This is a genomic window from Nisaea sp. (assembly GCF_040217065.1).
In the GTDB taxonomy this organism is placed as follows: Bacteria; Pseudomonadota; Alphaproteobacteria; order Thalassobaculales; family Thalassobaculaceae; genus Nisaea.
The window spans coordinates 316,776-339,138 of the sequence record NZ_JAVJNX010000004.1 but is presented as its reverse complement, the minus strand read 5'-3'; the positions used below and the strand labels follow the sequence as shown (position 1 = coordinate 339,138).

The 22,363-nt window shown below is 63.5% G+C and carries 22 protein-coding genes; 12 read left to right on the top strand and 10 right to left on the bottom strand.

Annotated features, from left to right (window positions below; genetic code table 11):
- Nucleotides 1-57 precede the first annotated feature (57 nt).
- Entirely contained in the window at nt 58-903 is an 846-nt protein-coding gene (locus RH950_RS03085) for a branched-chain amino acid aminotransferase (protein ID WP_350053589.1), read from the bottom strand.
- A gap of 164 nt (nt 904-1,067) precedes the next feature.
- Between RH950_RS03085 and RH950_RS03080 the strand changes: the two genes are divergently transcribed.
- Genes RH950_RS03080 through RH950_RS03065 form a run of 4 tightly spaced genes read left to right on the top strand, consistent with a single transcriptional unit; the run spans nt 1,068 to nt 4,655 of the window.
- Nucleotides 1,068-1,433: a DUF952 domain-containing protein gene (locus tag RH950_RS03080; protein WP_350053587.1), complete on the top strand. Its 366-nt coding sequence runs from the start codon at nt 1,068-1,070 to the stop codon at nt 1,431-1,433.
- A 7-nt stretch (nt 1,434-1,440) separates the two neighbouring features.
- Nucleotides 1,441-2,508: a quinone-dependent dihydroorotate dehydrogenase gene (locus tag RH950_RS03075; RefSeq protein ID WP_350053585.1), complete on the top strand. Its 1,068-nt coding sequence runs from the start codon at nt 1,441-1,443 to the stop codon at nt 2,506-2,508.
- Nucleotides 2,509-2,529: 21 nt separating this feature from the next.
- Nucleotides 2,530-3,738, top strand: a complete 1,209-nt coding sequence (locus RH950_RS03070) for an EAL domain-containing protein (RefSeq protein ID WP_350053583.1) — start codon at nt 2,530-2,532, stop codon at nt 3,736-3,738.
- 59 nt (nt 3,739-3,797) lie between these two features.
- On the top strand, nt 3,798-4,655 hold the full coding sequence (locus tag RH950_RS03065) for a TIGR01459 family HAD-type hydrolase (RefSeq protein WP_350053581.1): 858 nt from the start codon (nt 3,798-3,800) through the stop codon (nt 4,653-4,655).
- Nucleotides 4,656-4,681: 26 nt separating this feature from the next.
- Here RH950_RS03065 and RH950_RS03060 read toward each other — a convergent pair whose 3' ends face one another.
- Nucleotides 4,682-5,062, bottom strand: a complete 381-nt coding sequence (locus RH950_RS03060) for a ribbon-helix-helix domain-containing protein (RefSeq protein ID WP_350053579.1) — start codon at nt 5,060-5,062, stop codon at nt 4,682-4,684.
- 211 nt (nt 5,063-5,273) lie between these two features.
- On the opposite strand from RH950_RS03060, the gene RH950_RS03055 reads away from it, so the two are divergent.
- Both RH950_RS03055 and rpmB read left to right on the top strand, forming a co-directional pair.
- Entirely contained in the window at nt 5,274-5,786 is a 513-nt protein-coding gene (locus tag RH950_RS03055; protein WP_350053577.1) for an Lrp/AsnC family transcriptional regulator, read from the top strand.
- 445 nt (nt 5,787-6,231) lie between these two features.
- Nucleotides 6,232-6,525 (top strand): 50S ribosomal protein L28, encoded by a 294-nt coding sequence (rpmB, locus tag RH950_RS03050; RefSeq protein ID WP_350053575.1) that lies wholly within the window; start codon nt 6,232-6,234, stop codon nt 6,523-6,525.
- An 85-nt stretch (nt 6,526-6,610) separates the two neighbouring features.
- Here rpmB and RH950_RS03045 read toward each other — a convergent pair whose 3' ends face one another.
- A complete protein-coding gene (locus RH950_RS03045) occupies nt 6,611-7,891 on the bottom strand; it encodes an ArgE/DapE family deacylase (protein ID WP_350053573.1) in 1,281 nt (426 codons plus the stop codon).
- 169 nt (nt 7,892-8,060) lie between these two features.
- Here RH950_RS03045 and RH950_RS03040 point away from each other — a divergent pair, with 169 nt between their 5' ends.
- On the top strand, nt 8,061-10,433 hold the full coding sequence (locus RH950_RS03040; protein WP_350053571.1) for a tetratricopeptide repeat protein: 2,373 nt from the start codon (nt 8,061-8,063) through the stop codon (nt 10,431-10,433).
- 345 nt (nt 10,434-10,778) lie between these two features.
- Here the strand turns inward: RH950_RS03040 and RH950_RS03035 are convergent, their stop codons facing one another.
- Both RH950_RS03035 and RH950_RS03030 read right to left on the bottom strand, forming a co-directional pair.
- Nucleotides 10,779-11,852 (bottom strand): COX15/CtaA family protein, encoded by a 1,074-nt coding sequence (locus RH950_RS03035; protein WP_350053569.1) that lies wholly within the window; start codon nt 11,850-11,852, stop codon nt 10,779-10,781.
- 92 nt (nt 11,853-11,944) lie between these two features.
- Entirely contained in the window at nt 11,945-12,208 is a 264-nt protein-coding gene (locus tag RH950_RS03030; protein ID WP_350053567.1) for a Usg family protein, read from the bottom strand.
- 381 nt (nt 12,209-12,589) lie between these two features.
- Between RH950_RS03030 and groES the strand changes: the two genes are divergently transcribed.
- The 3 genes from groES to RH950_RS03015 all read left to right on the top strand — a co-directional run bounded on the left by groES (nt 12,590) and on the right by RH950_RS03015 (nt 14,961).
- A complete protein-coding gene (groES, locus tag RH950_RS03025) occupies nt 12,590-12,880 on the top strand; it encodes a co-chaperone GroES (RefSeq protein WP_339853429.1) in 291 nt (96 codons plus the stop codon).
- A 17-nt stretch (nt 12,881-12,897) separates the two neighbouring features.
- Nucleotides 12,898-14,553, top strand: coding sequence for a chaperonin GroEL (gene groL / locus RH950_RS03020; protein WP_350053565.1), 1,656 nt, complete (start codon nt 12,898-12,900; stop codon nt 14,551-14,553).
- Between the two features lie 114 nt (nt 14,554-14,667).
- Nucleotides 14,668-14,961, top strand: a complete 294-nt coding sequence (locus RH950_RS03015; RefSeq protein WP_350053563.1) for a PAS domain-containing protein — start codon at nt 14,668-14,670, stop codon at nt 14,959-14,961.
- A 23-nt stretch (nt 14,962-14,984) separates the two neighbouring features.
- On the opposite strand, the gene RH950_RS03010 is transcribed toward RH950_RS03015, so the two are convergent.
- The 4 genes from RH950_RS03010 to RH950_RS02995 are packed head-to-tail and all read right to left on the bottom strand — an operon-like array spanning nt 14,985 to nt 17,731.
- Entirely contained in the window at nt 14,985-15,734 is a 750-nt protein-coding gene (locus tag RH950_RS03010) for a sulfite exporter TauE/SafE family protein (RefSeq protein ID WP_350053561.1), read from the bottom strand.
- A 44-nt stretch (nt 15,735-15,778) separates the two neighbouring features.
- Nucleotides 15,779-16,405, bottom strand: coding sequence for an HAD family hydrolase (locus RH950_RS03005; RefSeq protein WP_350053559.1), 627 nt, complete (start codon nt 16,403-16,405; stop codon nt 15,779-15,781).
- Nucleotides 16,402-17,310 carry an NAD(P)-dependent oxidoreductase gene (locus tag RH950_RS03000; RefSeq protein ID WP_350053557.1) on the bottom strand — a complete coding sequence of 303 codons (909 nt, stop codon included), beginning with the start codon at nt 17,308-17,310 and terminating at the stop codon, nt 16,402-16,404. Before RH950_RS03000 ends, RH950_RS03005 begins: the two co-directional genes overlap by 4 nt.
- 16 nt (nt 17,311-17,326) lie before the next feature.
- Nucleotides 17,327-17,731 carry a tellurite resistance TerB family protein gene (locus RH950_RS02995; RefSeq protein WP_350053555.1) on the bottom strand — a complete coding sequence of 135 codons (405 nt, stop codon included), beginning with the start codon at nt 17,729-17,731 and terminating at the stop codon, nt 17,327-17,329.
- A gap of 210 nt (nt 17,732-17,941) precedes the next feature.
- On the opposite strand from RH950_RS02995, the gene RH950_RS02990 reads away from it, so the two are divergent.
- Nucleotides 17,942-19,336 carry an amidase gene (locus tag RH950_RS02990; protein ID WP_350053553.1) on the top strand — a complete coding sequence of 465 codons (1,395 nt, stop codon included), beginning with the start codon at nt 17,942-17,944 and terminating at the stop codon, nt 19,334-19,336.
- Nucleotides 19,337-19,361: 25 nt separating this feature from the next.
- Here RH950_RS02990 and RH950_RS02985 read toward each other — a convergent pair whose 3' ends face one another.
- Nucleotides 19,362-20,939, bottom strand: a complete 1,578-nt coding sequence (locus tag RH950_RS02985; protein ID WP_350053551.1) for a SulP family inorganic anion transporter — start codon at nt 20,937-20,939, stop codon at nt 19,362-19,364.
- Nucleotides 20,940-21,282: 343 nt separating this feature from the next.
- Between RH950_RS02985 and RH950_RS02980 the strand changes: the two genes are divergently transcribed.
- Nucleotides 21,283-22,359: an EAL domain-containing protein gene (locus tag RH950_RS02980; protein ID WP_350053549.1), complete on the top strand. Its 1,077-nt coding sequence runs from the start codon at nt 21,283-21,285 to the stop codon at nt 22,357-22,359.
- Nucleotides 22,360-22,363 lie beyond the last annotated feature (4 nt).

Here is a 22,363-nt window from a genome sequence, read left to right as displayed (position 1 = left end):
ACTGCCAACCCGCGGATGTCTTGCCATCGCAGGTTGGCACTGGCTGTTTCCGAAGCGTCAGAGCGCGGCGTTCTTTTTCGCGAACCCCCAATAGAGTTCACGACAGCGGGCAGCCATCGGTCCCGGCTGCAGTTCCCGGTCCTCAAACCGCGATACCGGCGTCACCTTCGCATGGTTGCCGGTGGACCAGATCTCGTCCGCTCCCCGCAGGTCCGTCGAGGTCACGGTGGATTCCTCGACACTGACGCCATCTTCGCGCAGCAGCTTGATGATGCGCTGGCGGGTGATGCCGTTCAGGAAGGTGCCGTTCGGGATTGGTGTTTTCACCAGGCCGTCCTTCGCCAGGAAGACGTTGGATGTGGCGAACTCGGCCACGTTGCCGACCGGATCGAGCATGATGGCGTTGTCGAAACCGGCTTCGTTCGCTTCGCGCAGGGCGCGGCCGGCATTGGGGTAAAGGCAGGCGGCCTTGGCGTCTGTCGGCGCCTGATCCGGGGCCGCACGGCGCCGGCTGGAGATATGGGCGGAAAAGCCTTTCGGCTCCGGCAGCGGCGATTCGAATATATGCAGCATGAATCGCGTGGTTGCCGGGTCCGGATAGATCCAGCCGTCCTCGGCCCACATCAGCGGCTTGATGTAGAGCGCGGTGTCCGCCGGGAACTTGGCAATGCCTTCGCGGGCCAGGCGCTCGATCTCCTCGGCGCTGACCGGCGACTTCATGCCCATTTTCTCTGCCGAGGCGCAGGCCCGCTGACAGTGCCGGTCGAGATCGGGGGCGGTTCCCTCGAAGGACCGCGCGCCGTCGAAAATCACCGAGCCGAGCCAGGTCGCCAGGGTCGCCGGGCCGAGTACCGGCGGATTGCCTTCTTGCCATTCGCCATCGAGATAGGTCAGCGACTTCATTGGATGCTCCAGATTTGATTTTGCAGGTCTGGCGGGGGTCAACGGACGCGCCCCGGTTTTCAGGCACCTTAGCCCGGCCCTCCGGGCTCTGCCAATGATGCAATTGTCCCGAAAGGCTGCGGAACAATTTGAGATTGGCAGAGGGCGCGGCTACTCTCCCGGCCATGACACAGCAAGAGACATTCAGGTGGATCTACCATCTTTCGCGACGGGCCGACTGGGACCGGGCCAAGGCTGCCGGGGCCTATGCGGGATCCCGCGAGGATACGGCCGACGGCTTTCTGCATTTCTCGATGGCAAGCCAGGTTGCCGGGAGTGCGGCCAAGCATCGCCGCGGCGAGCACGGCCTGGTGTTGCTGGAAGTGGACAGTGCCGCCCTCGGCGAGTCCCTGAAGTGGGAGCCGGCCCGCGGCGGGGAGTTGTTTCCGCATCTTTACGGCCCGCTGCCGGTCAGTGCCGTTACCAAAGAATTTGACCTGCCGCTGGGGGACGACGGATTGCATGTTTTCCCGACGATGAAGGCGGAATAGACCCGGTATGCTGGCCGACCTTGCTCTTCCCCTGTTGCGCTGCCTCGACCCCGAGACCGCGCACCGCCTGACCATCCGCGCGCTGTCCGCCGGGCTCGGTCCGTCTGCCGCCGGATGGGCGCCGGACGCCCGTCTCGGGCAGTCCCTGTTCGGGCTCCGCTTCCCCCATCCGGTCGGCATCGCTGCCGGGTTTGACAAGGATGCGGAGGCTTTTGCCGGCGCGCTGAAGCTCGGTGCGGCCTTCGTCGAGGTCGGCACCATGACGCCGCGTCCGCAGCCCGGCAATCCGCGTCCGCGGCTGTTTCGGCTGCCGGAGGACGGCGCGGTGATCAACCGCAACGGCTTCAATAACAGCGGCCTCGAAGCGGGCGCTGCCCGGCTGGGACAGCGCGACCGGTCCGCCGGGATCGTCGGTGCCAATGTCGGTGCCAACAAGGGGGTGGAGACGCCGGAGAGCGATTACGCGGCGGGCGTCAGGACCATGGCCCCGCTCGCCGACTACATCACGATCAACGTCTCCTCGCCGAACACGCCCGGTCTGCGCGACCTGCAGGCGCCGGGACCCTTGCGCGAGCTGCTGCGGGCGGCGAAGGCCGCGCGCACGGAGGTCGCAAGCGAGGGCGGGCCGGCGCTGCTGCTGAAGATCGCCCCCGATCTGGAGGATGCCCAGCTGGAAGGGATCGTCGGTGTCGTGCTGGAGGAGAAGATCGACGGATTGATCGTCTCCAACACCACAATCGCACGTCCCGGCAGCCTGAAAGGCGCCCGCAAGGCGGAGACGGGGGGGCTGAGCGGTGTGCCGCTGTTCGAGCCGTCTACCGCGGTTCTGGCCAGGGCGTACCGGCTGACCGGCGGGAAGATCCCGCTGATCGGCGCCGGAGGGATCGATTCGGGGGCGGCGGCCTATACCAAGATCAAGGCAGGTGCCTCTCTCGTTCAGCTCTACACCGCTTTGATATATAAAGGACCCGGTCTCGTCCGGCGGATTGCCGAAGAGCTTGGCACGCTGCTTGAACGGGACGGATATTCCTCCGTTGCGGAGGCTGTCGGCGTGGAGGCTGGGGCCACGCCCTGAATCGGAAAGGGGACCGCGCAATTGCGTCATGTCCTGATCGTTAGCTTCTATCTGTTTCCCGCCATCGCGATTGCGGTGCTGGCGCCAACCATCCCTGTCGTCGGTCTGCCGGGATGGGGCGCAGGCCTGTTGCTGATGACCATCGCCAGCCTCATTCACATGGGATTGTCGGTCCGGGCGGCGCGGAACTCCTCCGAGCGCCAGATGGAGGTTCTGGCGCACGAGCTGGCGGTGACCCGCCAGGATCTGGACGCCGCCCGCGAGGAAGTCTCCGCCATTCGTGAGGCCATCGACGCCATGCCGGACAGCGGCCATGTGGTCTCGGAGCTGAAGATCCTGCAGGGGTTGCTCGGGCAGCTTTCGGCGAAGACGCCGGACAAGGCGCGGGGCAAGCCCGCGACGCCGGCACAGACCGCGGATGATGTCGGGCTGCCGGCCGTGGCCGAGTCACCGGGGGCTGCTGAACCGCTGCTGCTGATCGGCGATGCCGAGGTGCTGACCATCGTCGAGCAGGCCCTCCGCGAGGACCGGGTCGATCTCTATCTGCAGCCGATCGTCAGCCTGCCGCAGCGCAAGCGCCAGTTCTATGAATGCTTCTCGCGGATCGTTGACGATCGCGGCCGGGTCATCATGCCGGAGCAGTATATTCCGCTCGCGGAATCCGCCGGCCTGATCGCCGTGATCGACAATATGCTGCTGTTCCGCTGTATCCAGCTGGTTCGCCGTGCGGTGCGCGGGCAACCGGGGCTGGCCTTCTTCTGCAACATCTCCGACAGCTCGCTGACGGATGTGGATTTCTTCACCGATTTCATCGAGTTCCTGGCCGAGAACCGGAAGCTGACACCGAACCTGCTGTTCGAGTTCGAGCAGGAAGCCATCACCAACCCGACCTACGAGACCCAGGTGAACTTGCAGCGCCTGCAGGATCTCGGCTTCCACTTCTCGCTGGACCAGGTACGGACGCTGGATCTCGACCTGCCGCATCTGGCCAGTCTCGGATTCAAGTACATCAAGGTTGGCGCCCATATGCTGCACGAACTGGCGCGGGGCGACGACCCGCAGCTTGATATGGGCCGTTTCAAGGGCGCCCTCGACCGCTGCGCCATGGATCTGATCGTCGAGAAGATCGAGACCGAGGACATGCTGCTCGACCTGCTCGACCTGAAAATCGACTTCGGCCAGGGCTACCTGTTCGGGGAACCCCGGCCGACCTCCGCACCCACCAAATGAGTGTGCGGCCCGGCGCCGCGCGTTCCCTCTGACATCCTTCGTTTGCCTGGAGTCTGGCAATGACCACGCCCTTGTCCGCCTTTGCCGATATCGCCGATCGCTATGACGGTTTCATCTTCGATGTCTGGGGCACGCTCTATGACGGCGGGACGGCCTTTCCCGAGGCTCTGGAAACCGTCAGGGCGCTGGCCGGCCGGGACAAGAAGATGCTCGTGCTGTCCAACTCGCCGCGCGTCCCCGGCATCGTCGCGGAGCGTCTGACGGGGATCGGTTTCGATCCGGCCTGGTTCACCGAGATCGTTACCTCTGGCGGCATGGTGGCGGATGTCGTCGGGGGACGGCGTGACGGGGCGGCGTCGGCGCTGGGTGACCGGGTGCTGTGGCTGGGGCGCGACCGGTTCCCCGACACGGTGCCGGCGGATGCCTTCACCATCGTGGAGCGCGTCGAGGATGCGGACTGGGTGCTGAATGCCGGCCCGGAACGCCCCGAAGCGCAGCTGGATGAGTATGAGGACCGGCTCGCGGCCGCCATGGCGCGGGGGCTGCCGATGGTCTGTGCCAATCCCGACAAGTCCGTATTGCATGGCGGCGCGCGCCATCTCTGTGCCGGCGCCTTGGCCGAGCGGTATGAAGAGATGGGCGGTGCGGTGCGCTATTTCGGCAAGCCCTATCCCGAGATATTCGCCCGCTGCCTTGACCGCATCGAGCTTCCGGCGGGGCGGGTTCTGGTCGTCGGCGACAATCTGGAGACGGATATTCTCGGTGCCAACCGGACGGGCATCGACAGCCTGCTGCTGGGCTGCGGAATCCATGCGGCCGCTCTGGCGGAGAAAGCGGGCGCAGGTGACCCGCTTGACACGCTGATCAAGGACCATGGCGCACGCCCGCGCTATTACGCGGGCACGCTGGCCTGGTGAACGGCATCCTGTGGCGGGAAGGCGCCCTAGTGGGCGCTGCCCGAATCGCTGAGGGCGAATTGTTTCTGTTCGATAGCGAAGCGATGCAGGGCGATATCGAGATATCCCGGGACCGGCTCCTGCCGGCTTTCGCCCAGTCCGGTCGCTGGGGTGGAACTCAGAGTGTCTTCGATATTGTCCACCACCAGACGGAAATATGTCAGCAAGAAGACCCGCAGCGCCGACGACATGCTCGATTCCTGGCGCCGATCGGCGACCATGGTGCAGAGTGCGTCGATGCCAATTGATTCCCTCTTGCAGATATCCGAGAGGCCATTCCAGACTTGAGCTTCCAAACTGACGCTTGTGCGTCTATGACCGATCGTGACGTTCTTCCTGATCCGGTCGCTCCCTATTACGCGTGCCACTCACGATGCTCCCAATTGACTCAAGCACACAACTGTATGGTTAACGTGCCGCATTTCTACCGCTAGTGCAATAACCAAGGCAAACTTCTCGCGTGAGACGTTTGAACGCTAGGTTCATCACGCTTTTGCCGTCGATTGCCGGAGTTACTTTGCAGAGCGATATCTGCGCTCTATGATCTGCTTCAGGCTGACCAGCAGAAGGAATCTGCTCATGAGTGCGAATGGCGAAGGACAACTGGACAAGGTTGGCTGGCAATTGCTGCGTGTGTTGCAGGAAGATGCCCGGCTTTCCTTCAGCGAACTCGGCCGCAGGGTCAGTCTTTCGTCTCCGGCTGTTGCCGAGCGGGTGCGCCGGATGGAGGATCTCGGGATCATCACCGGTTACCGCACCACGGTGAATCCGGACAAGCTCGGCTATCCGACGACTGCGTTCATTCATCTGAAGACCTCGGGCGAGTATTACAACAAGATCGCCACCGTCGCCCATACCTTGAGCGAAGTTCTCGAATGCCACCACGTCACCGGGCAGGACAGTTACATGATCAAGGTCATCGTCTCCTCCATGGTGCATCTGGAACATGTGATCTCCCAGCTCCGAAAATACGGCGAGACGACGACGTCCATCGTCTTGTCTTCACCGGTGAAGGGCAAGATGATCGCCGCCGGACCGAGCGTCCGGGTCGGCCCGGCGATGCCGCCGATGTTCCTCGTCGAAAACGAATAGGCTCTCGGTATATATTGATCGCCTGAGCTGTTCTGTCGCAGCTGTTGCCCCCGTCCCGGCGTTGACGTTTGAGTCGGACGTCCAATATTGGTGTTTAGAGCTGAACAAACACCGGAGGAGGACTCGTGATGCAGATGCAAACGACGAATACCCGGAGGTCGATCGTGGAACTTGACCGCGCCCGACGCTCGCTTCGGCCCAACAGACCGGCCAGGCTCGGTATGCTGCGGCTGGGAAGCCGGAAATCACACGCCGCCGAGGAAACCGCGGCGATGGCGGAGATCTTCAGCCGCGCTGTAAAAGGGTTTAAAAGGCGGGTTTGGCCGCTCGCCTCGTCCCGGAAAGCGCTTGACTGAAAAATGGGGCTCGCGTATATGCCCTGCTTCCTCGTGGAGCCCCGGCTTTGCGAATCCCAATTCTATCGTGTTGACCGAGGATTAGAAAAATGGCGCGTCGTTGCGAAATCACCGGTAAGGGTGTCCAGACCGGCAACAATGTGAGCCACGCGAACAACAGGTCGCGCCGCCGGTTTCTGCCGAACCTGCAGCAGACCTCGCTGATGAGCGATGCGCTCGGCAAGATGGTCCGCCTGCGTCTGACCACGCATGCGATCCGGTCCATCGAGCATAATGGCGGCCTGGATGCCTATATGCAGAAAGCCAAAAATTCGCAGCTTGGCCTCGAAGCCCGCGCATTGAAGCGGCGCATCGAAAAGGCTGCTGCAGCGAAGGCCGACTGATACGGTCTTCCGCCAGGTCCGGTTTTTGAGAACGCCCGCGCAAGCGGGCGTCTTTCTTTTGTGCAGCGCCGGGCTGGCCGGCGGGTCAGATCTTTTCCAGGCCGCACCAGTCCGCGATAAAGAGCGCGATCGCCGCCGTTACGCGCCGGACCGAGGGCAGGTTCACCCGCTCGTCGAAACCATGCACATTCTCCGCAACTGCGCCGTAGACATAACTCGGCGTGTGATTGTAGAGCCCGTGGAAGCGCGAATCCGTCAGGGCTGTCGAGTGCCGGCGCTGAAGCGGGGTGCCGAAGACGGTCTCGTGGCACTGGTCCAGCAGCGGCTCGCCCGGAGTGCCTGCCGGCACTTCGTATCCCGGTGACAGGAAGCCCTGCCATTCGATCTCCGGCGGATTGTTCGCCAGGAAGGTATGGGACTTGGCGGCGTTGGCGATGGTTTCCGTCAGGCGCGCCTGGATGGTGGCCGGATCAACCCCCGGATAGAGCCCGATGCGCACCTCGAAGGTGCACCAGGCCGGCACGCTGGAGGTCCAGTCGCCGCCGGCGATCTGGGAGATCACAAGATTGACCGGATGCGGGTTGTCCTTGAAGGCCGGGTGCCTGTTTTCCGGCAGGTTCCATTCCTCCTCGAGCGCATGCAGGGCACTCCAGAGCGGGATGCAGGCCTCGATGGCGTTCTGGCCGCTGCCGGCACGGGCGACATGAACCGGGACGCCGGCGACCTTGACCCGCATCCAGACCACCCCGACCTGTGCCTGTGTGAAGGTCTCGCCGGTCGGCTCCGGGATCAGCACCGCATCGGCCCTGTAGCCGCGCACCAGCGTGGAGAGCGCGCCATTGCCGGTGCATTCCTCCTCGATCACGGATTCGAAATGCACCGTGCCGCCCGGGCGATATCCGGCGCGCTTCAGTGCCTCGAGGGCGAAGAGGGCGCTGACAGTGCCGGTCTTCATGTCCCCGGCACCGCGGCCATACATCCAGTCGCCGTCGATCTCCGCCCCGAAGGGCGCGCGCGTCCACATCTTCTCCGGGCCCGTCGGGACCACATCCACATGGCCGTTCAGGATCAGGGAGCGGCCCTTCGGGTTCTCCGGGCGCCAGGAGGCAACGACGGTCAGGGCGTTCTCGTAGGAGACATCGACGGGGGAGAAGCCCGGATGCTTGGCGATCTCATCGGGATCGATATGCCACATGTCCACGGCATAACCGAAATCCCGGGCGGCTCGGGCCATAAGGTCCTGCGCCGCGGCCTCCTGACCGCGGATGGAGGGGCAGCGCACCAGTTCCTGGCTGAGGAGAAGCTGTTCCTCGAAACCCTCATCGACGGCGCGCATGATCTCGGCGGCGACAGTCTGATCCGGCATCCCGGTCTCCTTTGCTTTTGCCTGGGAATTATCGGCGCCGGTCCGGCGCGGCGGCAACACCAAGGGGCATAACGCTTTGGCGTTTCAATATACCTGAATCCGAAAGGATTGCCGTAAGCTCCGTCCCTCTACAGTTGTTTTGGCCGGGATCCTTTGCTTATGTAACGCGATGAACGGTGATCCGAGTTTCGAGAAGGCGCTCGCCGCCTACAATACCGGCCAGCGAGCCGATGCCGTTCACATCTGTCAGCAACTCCTGCAGCGCGTACCAAACGATGCGAAGACCGCGCATCTGCTCGGATTGATCCTGCTCGAGGCCGGTCAGGCTCCGGCGGCATATGCGCCTCTACGGGTCGCTGCCGGCGGCGAGCCGCTGGAGCTGGAGCTCTGGCTTCACGCCGCACAGGCTGCGGCGGCGTCAGGGCAGCCGTCCGCAGCGGCCGGTTGCATGCGGAGGGCTGCTTTGCTAGGGCCGGAGCGAGGAGCACCGGTCGCCCAGCTGGCTGAATCTCACGGGCTGCGTGGAGAGTGGGCGACGGCTGGACTCCTGGCGCGGAAAGCGACCGTTCTCGATCCGGCAAATCCCTCGCACCGATTCCTGCATGGGCGATGCCGCGGCGCGTTGAACGACGGACGATCCGTCGATCTGGAGATGCGCCGTGCCGCACTACTGTTGCCGGGCGATCCCACAATCCTGAATTACCTGGCGAACTTCGCGGCCTGGAAGGGCGACCCCAACCGGGCGGAGCTTGTATTTCGGCGTCTGTCGCGACTGACGCCCGGCGATATCGAGATCTGGCGCCGTCTGGCGGCGCATCTGACTGCCCGGCGGCTTCAGAACGAGGCCATTGTACCCCTGAAGCGCGCTCTGGCGCTCGATCCGGGGTCCCACTTGGACTGGAAAGCGCTGAACGAGATCGCGCGCAACCTGCAGGATCTCGCCTCCACGGTGACGGTCTCGCGCAGATACGCGGTCTGCAATCCGAACGACGCGGACGCCCTGCTGCATCTGGCAACGGCCGAGCACGCGCTTGGCAATGAGCAGCGGTACCGGAGGGCGCTGGCGGCCGTCGAACCGCTCGCACCACGTAACCCCGCCGTCTGGCAGGCGCTTGCCCTGGATAGCCGCGACCGCGGGATGGCCACGGAGGCCGGCCGATATCTCGAAAGCTTTTTCGCGGAAACGCATCGGCAGCTGATGTCGCCGATGCCGGACCTTGTTCAGGATACCGGGTTCATCTCCTTCCTGACGTCCCACCTTTTCGCCGGTCGTTTCGAGGCGGTTCGGGATTATTGCAGAGCCGCGCAAGCGCTTCCCCCTGCGAGCTCGCGAATCGAAGTCGAGCGCTTCAAGTGCGCGTCGGTGGCGACCTGCGCGGCCGAATACTTCCGCGCACCTGCTGCCTGGTCGGGGGCCGACCGCCTCATTGTCAGCGTGCCGGTCTGGGGCGAACGGTTTGCCGATCTCTGGATCGAGAACGGCCTGGCCTCGATGCTGGCTCCGGAGAATCGCCGATTGTGGGACCGGCAGGAGACCGCGTTTCACATCGTCACGACCCGCGAGACGTGGACCCATCTGCTATCCAAGGCAGTCTTCAGGGACCTGGCGCAGCGCCACCATGTCTGTTTCATCGATATAGAGCCGGTACTGGGCGCAGGCTACGAGGCGACGAACTACATCGCCATGCTGGTTGCGCAATGGACATCGCTCTGTGTCGCCGCCCGAGAGCAGGCGGACTGTTTCTCGCTGGTAGCCGACTATGTGTTCTCGGGGTCGGCGTTTTCCCATCTTGCCGATCTTCTCAACCGGGGCGCAGCGGAGGTCTTCTATACGGTCGACTTTCCGATTTCGATCTCTGCTGCCCCGCTGCTCGAGACCTACAGGGCGACGGACGGAACGCTCTCCGTTCCGGAGCGGGACCTGGCTGACCTCTTTCTCGACAACGTCTCCGCCCGGGTCGTCCATCATGACGTCAGCGAGCATGGCGACACAGTTCCCACCGACCCCTCGCGCCTCAATGTCCGTTTCGAGGGCGGGATCCAGATCCGTTCCATGCAGCCGCAACTCGTCTATGTCACGAAGCGGGCGCTCGCCGGCTTCTGGACCGCGCGGCTGGGGGCCACCGACAATGGCTTCGCCGACATCGTGCTCTCAAATCTCGAAGACGAAGCGCGCATGATGATGCTCAACGACGCCGAGTGCTTCGGCTGCGCCGTGCTCGAGGTCGACGAGACGGCACGCAGCGACACCGGTCATTTCGCCCGGCGCCAGAAAATCCGAGAGGCTCTTCCGGTCGAACTGATGAAGATGATACAGCGCGCCGGCTTCCTCACCCGTGGACGGATCTGGGCGCTTCGCAGTCCGGTGAATATTCTGCGTTCGGGCGCCGAACCAGATACGGCGAAGACGGCCTTTCTCGACGAGATCGCGGCTGCCTTGCCCTACGCGCCGGCGGATGCGGTGCAGGACATCATGTACGAGATCGGGCGCCCGGCGCTTGCACGCGTTCTTGCCGGAAACCCGTCCCGGACGGGCGGGTAGGCGTTCACAAGGCGGTCTGGCCGGCAAGGAGCGGGTTGCATTCAAACCCCCACCGGTTGATCCTGAGCTACCGCTTCATATTCGGCCGGGACACGGGTTCCAGGACAGAAAAGAGAGCATTGATTTGACGACTGGAGGCGCCCAGCCCCCTTCGGGCCACCTGCCTCTTTCCGGCGAAGCGCATCTGCGGGCGCTGGATTTCCTCGCGGCGCGCGGGGATCCTTCGCAGGCGCTGCTTTTCGCGCAGCGGAACCTACTGCTCGGGGATTGTTCGAGTCCTGCGTTTTCCATCAGAGCCAAGCTGCAGTTCGGCGAGCGGGATCTCACGCCGTCGCGGCGCGAGCATCAGGCGCGTGGCCGGGCGCGCGGCCCCGAGGTCTCGAACAGCACCCAGATCGCCGCGGAGAGCGTCAGAGCGGCGCCTCCCTGGTGTGCGGCGCCAAGGGCGACGGGGACCTGCGCCAGCAGGGTCGAGATACCGAGCGCAACCTGGATTGCGGCCATGCCGGTCAGGCAATGGATGGCAAGCCGGGTGCGCGGCGCAATCTCTGTTGCGCGCATCGCCCTGAACAGCAGCCAGACGATGCCCGCGAAGGTCACGATGGCGATGACACGGTGGTTGAACTGCACCGCGGCCGGGTTCTCGAAGAAATTGATCCAGAACGGCTCGGCGAATGCATAGTCGGGCGGCACGACATGGCCGTTCATCAGCGGGAAGGTGTTGTAGATCAGGCCGGCATCGAGACCGGCGACGAAGGCGCCGGCGACGGTCGTGATGGCAATCAGGTGCAGAACGGCGACGGCGTGGCGCCGGAACTGTCCGTCTGTCCCGTCTGGCTGCCGGACCAGCCCGAGCGCTGTCCAGATCAGGGCGGCGAGAATGAGCAGGGCGACGGAGAGATGGATTGCCAGCCGGTACTGGCTGACCGCCGGATTGTCGACCAGGCCGCTTTTCACCATCCACCAGCCGATGCCGCCCTGCAGCGCGCCGAGCAGGAACAGGAGGCCGAGCCGGGGATAGAGCGCCCTGCGGATCCGGCCGCTCAGGGCCAGGACCAGGAACGGGACGGCGAAGGCGACGCCGATCAGCCGGCCCCAGACCCGGTGCAGGTATTCCCAGAAGAAGATCTGCTTGAAGTCCTCGATCGTCATCCAGCTGTTCACCTTCTGGAACTCCGGTGAATCCTGATAGAGCGAGAAGACCCGGTACCATTCCGGCTCGCTCAGCGGCGGCAGCCAGCCGATCAGCGGGCGCCACTCGACCATCGAGAGGCCGGACTCGGTCAGCCGCGTGATGCCGCCGATGACGATCATGAGGAATACCATGACGGCGACGCCGGCCAGCCACCAGGCAACGGGCCGGTCGGTTGCCGCGTGTTCCGGCAGGGCCGGGCTATAGGGTCGACTGGACGCGCTCACGCCGCACTCCGTACTCGGTTCATGACCGCCGGAATGTGGCGTCAGGCGTGGCCCAGGTCAAATGGATGCAATGCCGCACCCTATTGAAACGCTCAATGCAGGCGGAATTCCACATCCGCATGGGTAAAGTTTGCGGTTCCGGTCAGGTTTCCTGCCGAAATCTGGACGGAATGGATCTGGGCTTCGATATTGAGCCGCCAATGGTCGAGGAAACGGCGCAGGCGGGGGAATTTCGGGATCACATCGTGGGTTTGCCAGATAAAGCTTTGCAGGAGATCCGGGTGGTCCGGCATGCGATAGAGGATCTCGGCGGTGGTCACGCGGCGCTCAAACAGGACGACGGGCTCAATCGACATTCAGCGTCTCCACAGATTGCTTATGGAATTAGCTTGAGGTAGAACCGCACCTCTTTTCAATAATTAAATGAATTCAATGAACTAGCAGCGATACGCTGAGATTGCTGCCAGTGAGGCTCCGTTTATCCCTTCTGCAGCCGGAAAACCGTTTGGACGTGTACGGTATGGTCACCATTTGTGGTGCGGGAGAATGAACTGGTTCGGCCAAAGCCTCGAAACACGGCTTTTTTCTCCATGTCCCATGTCAATTCCTTGACTCCTGAACTCCCACTGCCTACATCGTCAGCACTCGCCGGTGGTGAGTGCTAATAAATTAGGTTCGCTCCGGCGAGCACTCAAATAGAAACGTCACTCAGAGATGAGTCATTCGGAGGTTTTGGCATGAAATTCAGGCCATTGCATGACCGGGTCGTAGTCCGTCGCCTTGAAGGCGAGGAAAAAACGGCCGGGGGCATAATTATTCCCGATTCCGCCAAGGAAAAGCCGATGCAGGGCGAAGTCGTCGCTGCCGGTGCTGGCGCGCGCGACGAGAACGGCAAGGTACAGCCGCTCGATGTCAAGGCGGGCGATGCGGTGCTGTTCGGAAAATGGTCGGGCACAGAAGTCAAGATCGACGGCGAAGAGCTGTTGATCATGAAAGAGTCCGACATCATGGGCGTTCTGGAATCCTAAGGAAGGACTGATCCATCATGGCTGCTAAAGAAGTTAAATTCGGCACCGACGCACGAGCCCGCCTGCTGGCTGGCGTCGACGTGCTTGCAAACGCCGTCAAGGTTACGCTCGGCCCGAAAGGCCGTAACGTTGTTCTCGACAAGTCCTTCGGTGCCCCGCGCATCTCCAAGGACGGCGTGACCGTTGCGAAAGAAATCGAACTTACTGACAAGTTCGAAAACATGGGCGCACAGATGGTGCGTGAAGTCGCTTCCAAGGCGAACGACATCGCCGGCGACGGTACCACCACTGCTACGGTTCTGGCTCAGGCCATCGTGCGCGAAGGCTCCAAGGCCGTCGCCGCCGGCATGAACCCGATGGACCTGAAGCGCGGCATCGATCTGGCGATCGAAGCCGTTGTTGCTGACATCTCCAAGCGCGCCAAGAAGATCTCCACGACGGACGAAGTCGCGCAGGTCGGCACCATCTCCGCCAATGGCGAAGTCGAAATTGGCGCGATGATCGCCAAGGCGATGGAGAAAGTTGGCAACGAGGGCGTCATCACGGTTGAGGAAGCCAAGTCCCTGCACACCGAACTCGACGTTGTCGAGGGCATGCAGTTCGACCGCGGCTACCTCTCCCCGTATTTCGTCACCAACGCTGACAAGATGACCTGTGAGCTGGAAAACCCGTACATCCTGCTGCACGAGAAAAAGCTCTCCAACCTGCAGGCGATGCTGCCGGTTCTCGAGCAGGTCGTTCAGTCCAGCCGTCCGCTGCTGATCATTGCCGAGGACGTCGAGGGCGAAGCCCTGGCGACCCTGGTCGTGAACAAGCTGCGTGGTGGCCTGAAGGTCGCTGCCGTCAAGGCTCCGGGCTTCGGCGATCGCCGTAAAGCGATGCTGGAAGATATTGCCATCCTCACCGGTGGCACCGTGGTCAGCGAAGACCTCGGCATTCAGCTCGAGAACGTGTCCCTGGAAATGCTCGGCACCGCCAAGCGCGTCCAGATCACGAAGGACGAGACCACCGTTGTCGACGGTGCCGGCGAAAAGGCCGACATCGAAGCACGCTGCAGCCAGATCCGCGCTCAGGTCGAGGAAACCTCCTCCGACTACGATCGTGAGAAGCTGCAGGAGCGTCTCGCGAAGCTGGCTGGCGGCGTTGCCGTCATCCGCGTCGGTGGCGCCACTGAAATCGAGGTGAAGGAGCGCAAGGATCGTGTCGACGACGCGATGCATGCAACCCGCGCCGCGGTTGAAGAAGGCATCGTCCCGGGCGGCGGTACCGCTCTGCTCTATGCCGTGCGCGCACTTGAGTCCCTGAAGTCGGCCAACGAAGACCAGAAGATCGGCATCAACATCGTGCGCAAGGCCATCCAGGTCCCGGCACGCCAGATTGCTGATAACGCCGGTGAAGACGGCGCGGTCATCGTCGGCAAGATGATGGAGTCGAAAGACACCGACTGGGGCTTCGACGCCCAGAAGGGCGAGTTCACGAACCTCGTGAAAGCCGGCATCATCGATCCGGCCAAGGTTGTGCGCTCTGCTCTGCAGAATGCCGGTTCCGTTGCTGGTCTGCTGATCACCACGGAAGCCATGGTCGCCGAAAAGCCGGAGCCGAAAGGCGCCGGTGGCGGTATGCCGGGTGGCGGCATGCCGGACATGGGCGGCATGGGCGGCATGGGCTTCTAAGCCAACCTCCGAACACTTTAACGAAAACCCCCCAGGGCATCCCTGGGGGGTTTTTTGTTGCCCGGTTTAGATTTTGCGACAGATCAAAATTCTACTAGTGTTTGAGATATTGTAGTGCCCTGCCAAGGTAGAGAACGGTGCCAACGGGCAGACGGTCGCGGATGGGAGCATCGATATCATGGCGGCCGAGGACGACCGCAACTGGAGGATCGGCTTAATGACCTGATCGCCTACTGGCGAGGCAAGAGGTCTGGAGACAGGCTTCCAGCACGACGCGACATTGATCCTGTCGATATCCCGGACCTGCTGCCTCATATCGGGTTGATCGACGTGATAGGCGAGGGTACTGATTTTCGCTACCGGCGTGATCTGGTCGGCAGTCGTGAACTGTTCCGGCGGAAAATCTAGCTGGCTGCCGGGCGTAGGGCTCACTAGGCGATGAGTGTGCTGACGGCGATATAGAGGCCGAGGGCCAATATGCCCATGAAGAAAATCAACCGAAACCGTGTTTCCGAAAGCAGGCTGCGGATTTTTCGCCCGAGGATCATTCCGAGAATGGCCGGAACCAGCCCGAGCGCGGATGCGAGACCGAGTTCGGCATCGATATGGACATTGCCGCCGAGGGCGACAGCCAGTCCGGCGGTGGAGGCCATGAACAGCATGCCCATGGCCTGCACCAGCATGTCCCGCGGCATCCCGAGCGCCTGCAAATAAAGCACGCCCGGCACCATGAAGGAGCCCGTCATGCCGGTCAGGACGCCATTCGCAATCCCGAAAAGCGGACCGCTCCAGAAGACCGCGCGCGGTGGCAAGGACAACCGGAATCCGGCCAGCCCGATGGCGGCATAGGCAACCAGCAGCAGTCCGAGCAGGGCGGAGAGATAGGACAGGTCGACCCGGCTGAGGGCAAGGGCGCCGATCCAGATCGTTACCGTCGCCATGAGCAGAAACGGCCAGGTCCGGCGGAGGATGTCCAGCGCATGTCCGCCGATGGCGGCCTGCCAGAGATTGGTCGCGAGTGACGGTACGATGAGCAGGGCCATGGCGCTCGGCAGGTCGAGCAGCAGGGTCATGAGCCCCAGCGTGATGGTCGGAAGGCCAAGCCCGATGACACCCTTGACCGTGCCGGCGAGCAGAAAGGTGGCAGCGGCGGCGGCGAGGAGGGCGGGATCTTGCAGCATGGTGCCAGTCTATCCGTTCGCGCCGGTCCGGCAATGCCGGGCTGTCAGATCAGGCCGAGTGCCCGGCATTTTTTGAGACAGTTGTCGGGGCCGTCGAAGTGATGGGTGGCGAAGCCGAGCGCGCGGGCGGACTCGATATTCGCCGCACTGTCGTCGATGAACAGCGTGCGCTCCGGAATGATCCCGAACCGGTCGATACAGATCCGGAAAATCGCCGGGTCCGGCTTCTTCATGCCTTCCACACCGGAGACCACGACATCCTCGAAGCCGTTCAGGAAATCGAACCGCCGGCGGGTTTCCTCGAATGTCTCGACACCGAAATTGGTCAGGCCGTAGATGCCGATGCCGGCTGCCTTCATCTGCCGCTTGGCGACGACCATCGGCTCGATCGCCCCGGGGATCATTTCCTGGAACCGCTCGTAGAAAGTCCGGATCAGATCGGCATGATCGGGATGGTGCGGCACCAGGGCGGCAATCTGCTCGTCCGGGCTGCGGCCGAGATCATGCTGGACGTGCCAGTCCGTCGTGCAGACCTCGGAAAGGAACCAGTGTACCCGCTCATCGTCCGGCGCGCCGTCTTCCGTGACAAAGACCCGGCGATAGAGATGGCGGGGATCCCATTCGATCAGGACGTTTCCCACATCGAACAGGACGGCGTCGATGCCCGTCATTCCGAGTCTTTCCTGGTTTCGGCGATTTCGAGAATGAGTGAGGAGATGTTGAGCTCGCCCTGCCCGTCATCAAGCAATGTCTGCCAGTGAGCGGTATTGTTCGCGAGGCCGGTCAGCTCGATGCCGACAGTGCGGGCCAGTTCCAGCGCCTGGTGCGCCAGTGCGGCCTGCTCCCGGACCGTTCGTCCGGCCCGGAATTCCCGATCGGCCATGCGTCGCCCGCTTTCAGACAGTACGGCGCCGCCGACCGCACTGTCGGTCAATGCTGCCAGCAGGGCATCGGCTTCAACGCCGGAGGCCGCGGCCAGTGCCAGCCCCTCCGCAAGGGCCTGGACCATCTGGCCGTGGATAGAGGCTCCGCAGGTCCGGACCGTCTGGCCGGAGCCGACCGGTCCGGCATGCAGGACCTTTTTCCCGAGGGCATTGAGGAAAGGCCAGATGCGGGCCAGGGCGATATCCGTGCCGCCGATGGTGATCGTGCCGCCCAGCGCGGATTCGGTTACCGGCGCATCGAGCCAGATCCGGCCGCTTTGCCTGACGCGGTCCGCAAACTTCCGGGTCGTGCCCGGCGAGGTTTCGCCGATATCCACGATCAGTCCATCGGACTGCGTCCCGTGCAATACGCCAAAGCGGTCCTCTTCCGGATCGAAAATAACCCGTTCAAGCGCCGCGTCGTTATTGACGGCGATCAGTGTCGCTTCCGTGTAGCGGGCAACGTCCCGGGGGCACGGCTCAACCTCGATCAGGGGATGGGCGTTCCCGAGCGTTCTGGCTTTCTCCGTGTTCTGGGTCCAGACATGCAGCCGCGCACCAGCTTCCGTCAGGTGGCGGGCAACAGCGAGCCCACGTCGGCCAAGGCCGACCAGACCTATCCTGCGTCCGTCGAGTGGTTTCTGAGCCGGCATGGCTCGGCTCGTCTCCTCAGGGCCGTGCGTAGCGTGCGGCGGACCCGCGCTCGATCGCCGCGGCAGTCAGCCGGTCGACATCGAGCTCGTGGCGGAGGATTTCGAGGAACCGCAGCTCTTCCTGGGTTGCCGTGCCGTCGGCGGCGACCACGTCGCAGGCCAGCGCGTAGGCGGTTGCGCCCAGCTTCGCCGGCAAGGTGCGCTTGATCTGGTCGACGGCGGCATCAAGCCCGTCCGTTTCACTCAGCATATCGATGCAGGACCCGGCGATCTCGCCGAAATTCCCGATCTCGAACTCGTGGAAGATCGGCAGCACGTTGATGATTTCGCTGATCGTTTCCAGTTCCTCATCGTCGACATTGCCGTCGGCAGCCGCGCTCAGGACCATGGCGTAAATCAGGGCGGAATGGGTTGTGATCATTGCTCGCCTGGCTCTCTAAATTAAATTGCGTTTTCACTGAAGGATATAGCGGCTCGCGCCCATAAACGATAGTCCCGGAATTAGCTGGTGGAGCAATTCTGCGCGCCGCCGGAACAGTGTCGTGGCGCAACGCCTCTACCGGCGACCTTGCCGATAACGCTAGTGTGATCGGCGAACAAGGCGCAAACGAGGCAGACGGGGGCACAGGTGATGGCAAGGATACCGGAAGATCCGTTCGAAAAGGGCGGCATAGCAGGATTTGTGGAGGATCTCCGGGCCGGCCGGACCAGCAGCGAAGCTGTGACGCTGGCCTGCCTCGAGCGGATCGATGCCCTGGACGACAAGATCGGTGCCTTTCAGCATGTGGCGGCCGAAAGTGCCCTGCGCACCGCACAGGCGATGGACGCCCTGCTGCGGGCCGGAACCGATCTCGGTCCGCTGATGGGCGTGCCGATGGCGGTCAAGGATATCTATGCGGTCGAGGGCATGCCGACCACGAACGGCTCGCTGATCGACTCCGCCGATATCACCGGCCCCGAAGGCAGCTATGTACAGGCTTTGAAGCGCGGTGGCGTGGTGATCCTCGGCAAGACCAGGACCGTCGAATTCGCCCTCGGCGCGACCGGGGTCAACGAGGCGCGCGGTACCCCGTGGAATCCCTGGGATCTTGAGACACACCGGTTCCCCGGAGGCTCCTCAAGCGGGTCCGCCGCGGCGACGGCGGCCGGCATGTGCGCCTTCGCGCTTGGTTCGGATACCGGAGGGTCGATCCGGATTCCGGCATCGCTCTGCGGTCTCTTCGGCCTGAAAACCAGTGTCGGACTGATCCCGACGGACGGGGTGTTCCCGCTGTCTCCGACACTCGACTCCCTCGGGCCGCTCTGCCGTACGGCGGCGGATGCGGCGCTCGTGCATGGTGCCACGTCCGCGACTCCGATGCCGGAGCCGGCGGCGCCGGGTGCGTTGCGCCTCGGCGTGCCGCGGGATTTCTTTTTCGAGGATCTGGACGATGCGGTCGCGGCGTGCATGGACAAGGCTCTCGCGGCGCTCAGTGGGGCCGGCGTGGAGCTGGTCGAGCTGACAGCGGAGGAACTGCCGGACCCGCGCGAGCGGGAGACAATCTTCCCGATCATCGTCGGCCCGGAAGTTCTCGCCAGCCTCGGTATTGACCGGTTCACCGCCGGGCGGGACGGGATGGACAGTGTGACGGCGGCGCGCGCCGCCATCGGGCTTGAGGTGTCGGCGGTGGATTATACCCTGGCGCGGCGCCGGCATGCCGCCCTGAAATCGCTCGCCGACGCGGCATTGCGCCAGCTTGACGGCATTGTCATGCCGGCCACGCCGATGGTCGCCATGCCGCTCTCGGAACTTGAGACAAAGACCGGTGCGACGCGAGCGCTTGCAGCCTCACGCAACACGCAGCCGGGCAATCTCTGGAGCCTTTGCGGCGTTTCTCTGCCGGTGCATCAGTACGGCTCGGACCTGCCGGTGGGCCTGCAGGTCCTGTGCCGTCACGGCATGGACGCGCATGCCCTGTCGATCGGTCTTGCCATCGAGGCGATCGTCGGCCGGGCGGGGCGTCCGGTTCTCACACTGGATGCCTGACGGACGGCCGACCGACAGACCGGAGCTAGTGCCCGGTGCCGACCCGTCCGATACGCAGGTCGTAGTCGGTTGCGATCCCGTATTCCGGATCCTCGCCGTCCCGTTCTTCCACAAGCTGGCCGGCGCGGCCGAGCAGGGCCTTGCAGTCCCGGCTCAAGTGCCGGAGCTGCAGCCGCTTGCCGAGCTCGTCATAGCGCTTGGCAAGGGTTTCGATGGCCTGCAGGCCGGAATGGTCGACCACCCGTGAATTCATGAAGTCGATGACCACCCGGTCCGGATCGTCCTTCGGGTTGAACTGGTTCTGGAAACTGGCCGTAGAGCCGAAGAAAAGCGGGCCCTCCAGGCTGTAGATCTTGGCGCCGGAAACGTCGATGCCGGAGACGGCATGCATTCGGGTGGCCGCGTTCCAGGCATAGAACAGGGCCGACAGGATCACACCGACGATCACCGCAACAGCCAGATCCGTCATCACCGTGACGGCGGTGACGAGAACGATCAGCAGCGCGTCCTTGCGCGGGATGCGGCGCATGATCATCAGGCTCTTCCAGGCGAAGGTGCCGATCACCACCATGAACATCACGCCGACCAGGGCGGCCAGCGGGATCTGTTCGATCAGGCCGGAGGCGAACAGGATGAAGACGAGCAGGAAGAGGGCGGCAGAGATGCCGGAAAGCCGGGTGCGGCCGCCGGATTTCACGTTGATCACGCTCTGGCCGATCATGGCGCAGCCGCCCATGCCGCCGAAGAAGCCGGTGACGGTATTGGCGATACCCTGTGCCAGGCATTCCTTCGAGGCGCCGCCCTTGGTCTCGGTCATGTCGGCGACGACATTCAGGGTCAGCAGGCTCTCGATCAGGCCGATGGCGGCGAGGATGAGGGAATAGGGCAGGATGATCTGCAGCATCTCGAGCGACAGCGGCACCATCGGAATGTGGAAGGCCGGCAGGCCGCCCTTGATGCTGGCCAGGTCGCCGACCCGCGGCAGGTCCAGATTGAAGCCGATGACGATCAGCGAGACGATACCGACGGCGGCGAGCGGCGCCGGAATGAATTTGGTGATGCGCGGGACGACATAGACCAGCGCCATGGTGAGCGCTGTGAAGCCGAGCATGAGATAGAGCGGCTCGCCGGTCATCCATGTAGCGGTGCCGTCGGACGCATGGTTCTTGAACTGGCCGAGCTGGGCCAGGAAGATGACGATGGCGAGCCCGTTCACGAAACCGAGCATGACCGGATGCGGTACCATGCGGATGAACTTGCCCCAGCGCATGATGCCGGCAATCATCTGCAGCAGTCCCATCAGCACCACGGCGGCAAACAGGTAGTCGACGCCGTGCCGCACGACCAGATCGACCATGACCACCGCGAGGGCGCCGGTCGCCCCGGAAATCATGCCCGGGCGGCCGCCGATGACGGCGGTGATCAGGCCGACGATGAAGGCCGCATACAGGCCGACCAGCGGATGCACCTGCGCGACAAAGGCAAAGGCGACAGCTTCCGGCACGAGGGCCAGGGCGACGGTCAGGCCGGCCAGGATATCCGTCTTGATCTGGGACGGGGTCAGCTTCTGGTCCCCGCCGGTGGTTCCAGTCACGGAAGACATAAGCGTTTTCGCCGCTTGCAACATGGGAGCGCGTCTCTTTCGGTGCGGTGTTCCTGGGAGGCCAGTGCCCATTTGTCCATTCCCGGAGCAGATCGCCCGGATGCGCACAAGACGGCACTTTCTTGCGGCGGCATGATACCGGAAAACCATTTTGTCTCAATATAATTGTGCAACGCAACATTGCATGCGTGATGTGCAGGAGCCGGGATGCTTGGCCGCCGGCCGGACGAATCCGGACCGCTTCCGCCCGGTTGCCGGATAGCTGAAAGGTGGCGCAGGCGAATTCTTTTGATCCGGGGGACCGGGCGCCCGCGTAAGCGTTGAAACTGTCAGGAGCCGGTTCATGCGTTGTGTCGAATGCGAACATGTCGACGAAATCATCTTCGAGCGGACCAGGTGCTGGTTTTTCCTGCCGACGTCCGACGCTTGCGAGCGCCTGCTCGCGATGCTCCGCCGCAAGGACCTGGAACCGGCGGGCGTCGAGGGCAACTGCATCGAGATCACGGTCCGCGGGACGGCGATGGACGGCGTTGTGACGGCGCTGTTCGGCGAGTTGAACAAGAAGGAACTGCAGGAGACGCGGGTTCTGACCACGGCGGGGGAGGACCCGACCCCGCAGGCCATGGGCCGGGTGATGCCGGCGGATGTCTTCGCCAACCGGGTCAAGGGCGCCTGGCTTGTGGAAGCGCTCGAAGCGCAGACCTATGACACCTGGTACCAGCCGATCGTGCATGCCGATCCGGCGGCCGGCACGGCGCCCTTCGCCATCGAAGGGCTGTTCCGGATGCGCGATGCCAGCGGCAGCAACATTCCGCCGGGCTATGTCTTCCAGCTCGCCGAGCATGCCGGGCTGCTGTTCTCTCTCGATATAGCAGCCCGCGCCAGCGCCGTCTCCCGGGCCGCCAAGAGCGGCTACAAGGGGCGGCTTTTCGTGAATTTCAATCCCTCCAGCATCTATGATCCGGCCTATTGCCTGAGGACCACGGCATCGACGATCTCCGCGCTCGGCCTGACCCCCGGGGACATCACCTTCGAGCTGACCGAGACGCACCGGATCCAGGACAAGGATCACCTGAAGGGCATCCTCGCCTTCTATCGGCAGGCCGGCTTCAAGGTGGCGCTGGACGATATCGGGTCCGGCTGGTCCGGGCTCAACCTGCTGCACGAGGTGCGGCCGGATTTCGTCAAGATCGACATGGATCTGGTCCGCAACATCGACCGCGACCCGCTGAAACAGTCGATCGTCGAGCATCTGATCTCGATCTCCCGCGAGCATAATATCGCGGTGATCGCGGAAGGTGTCGAGACCGAGCGCGAGGCCGAGATCCTGCGCCAGGCCGGGGCGGATTACCTGCAGGGCTACCTGTTCGCCCGTCCGGCGCCGATCGAGGAGCTGTCCGGATTGTCGCTCTCCGGCTGACGCG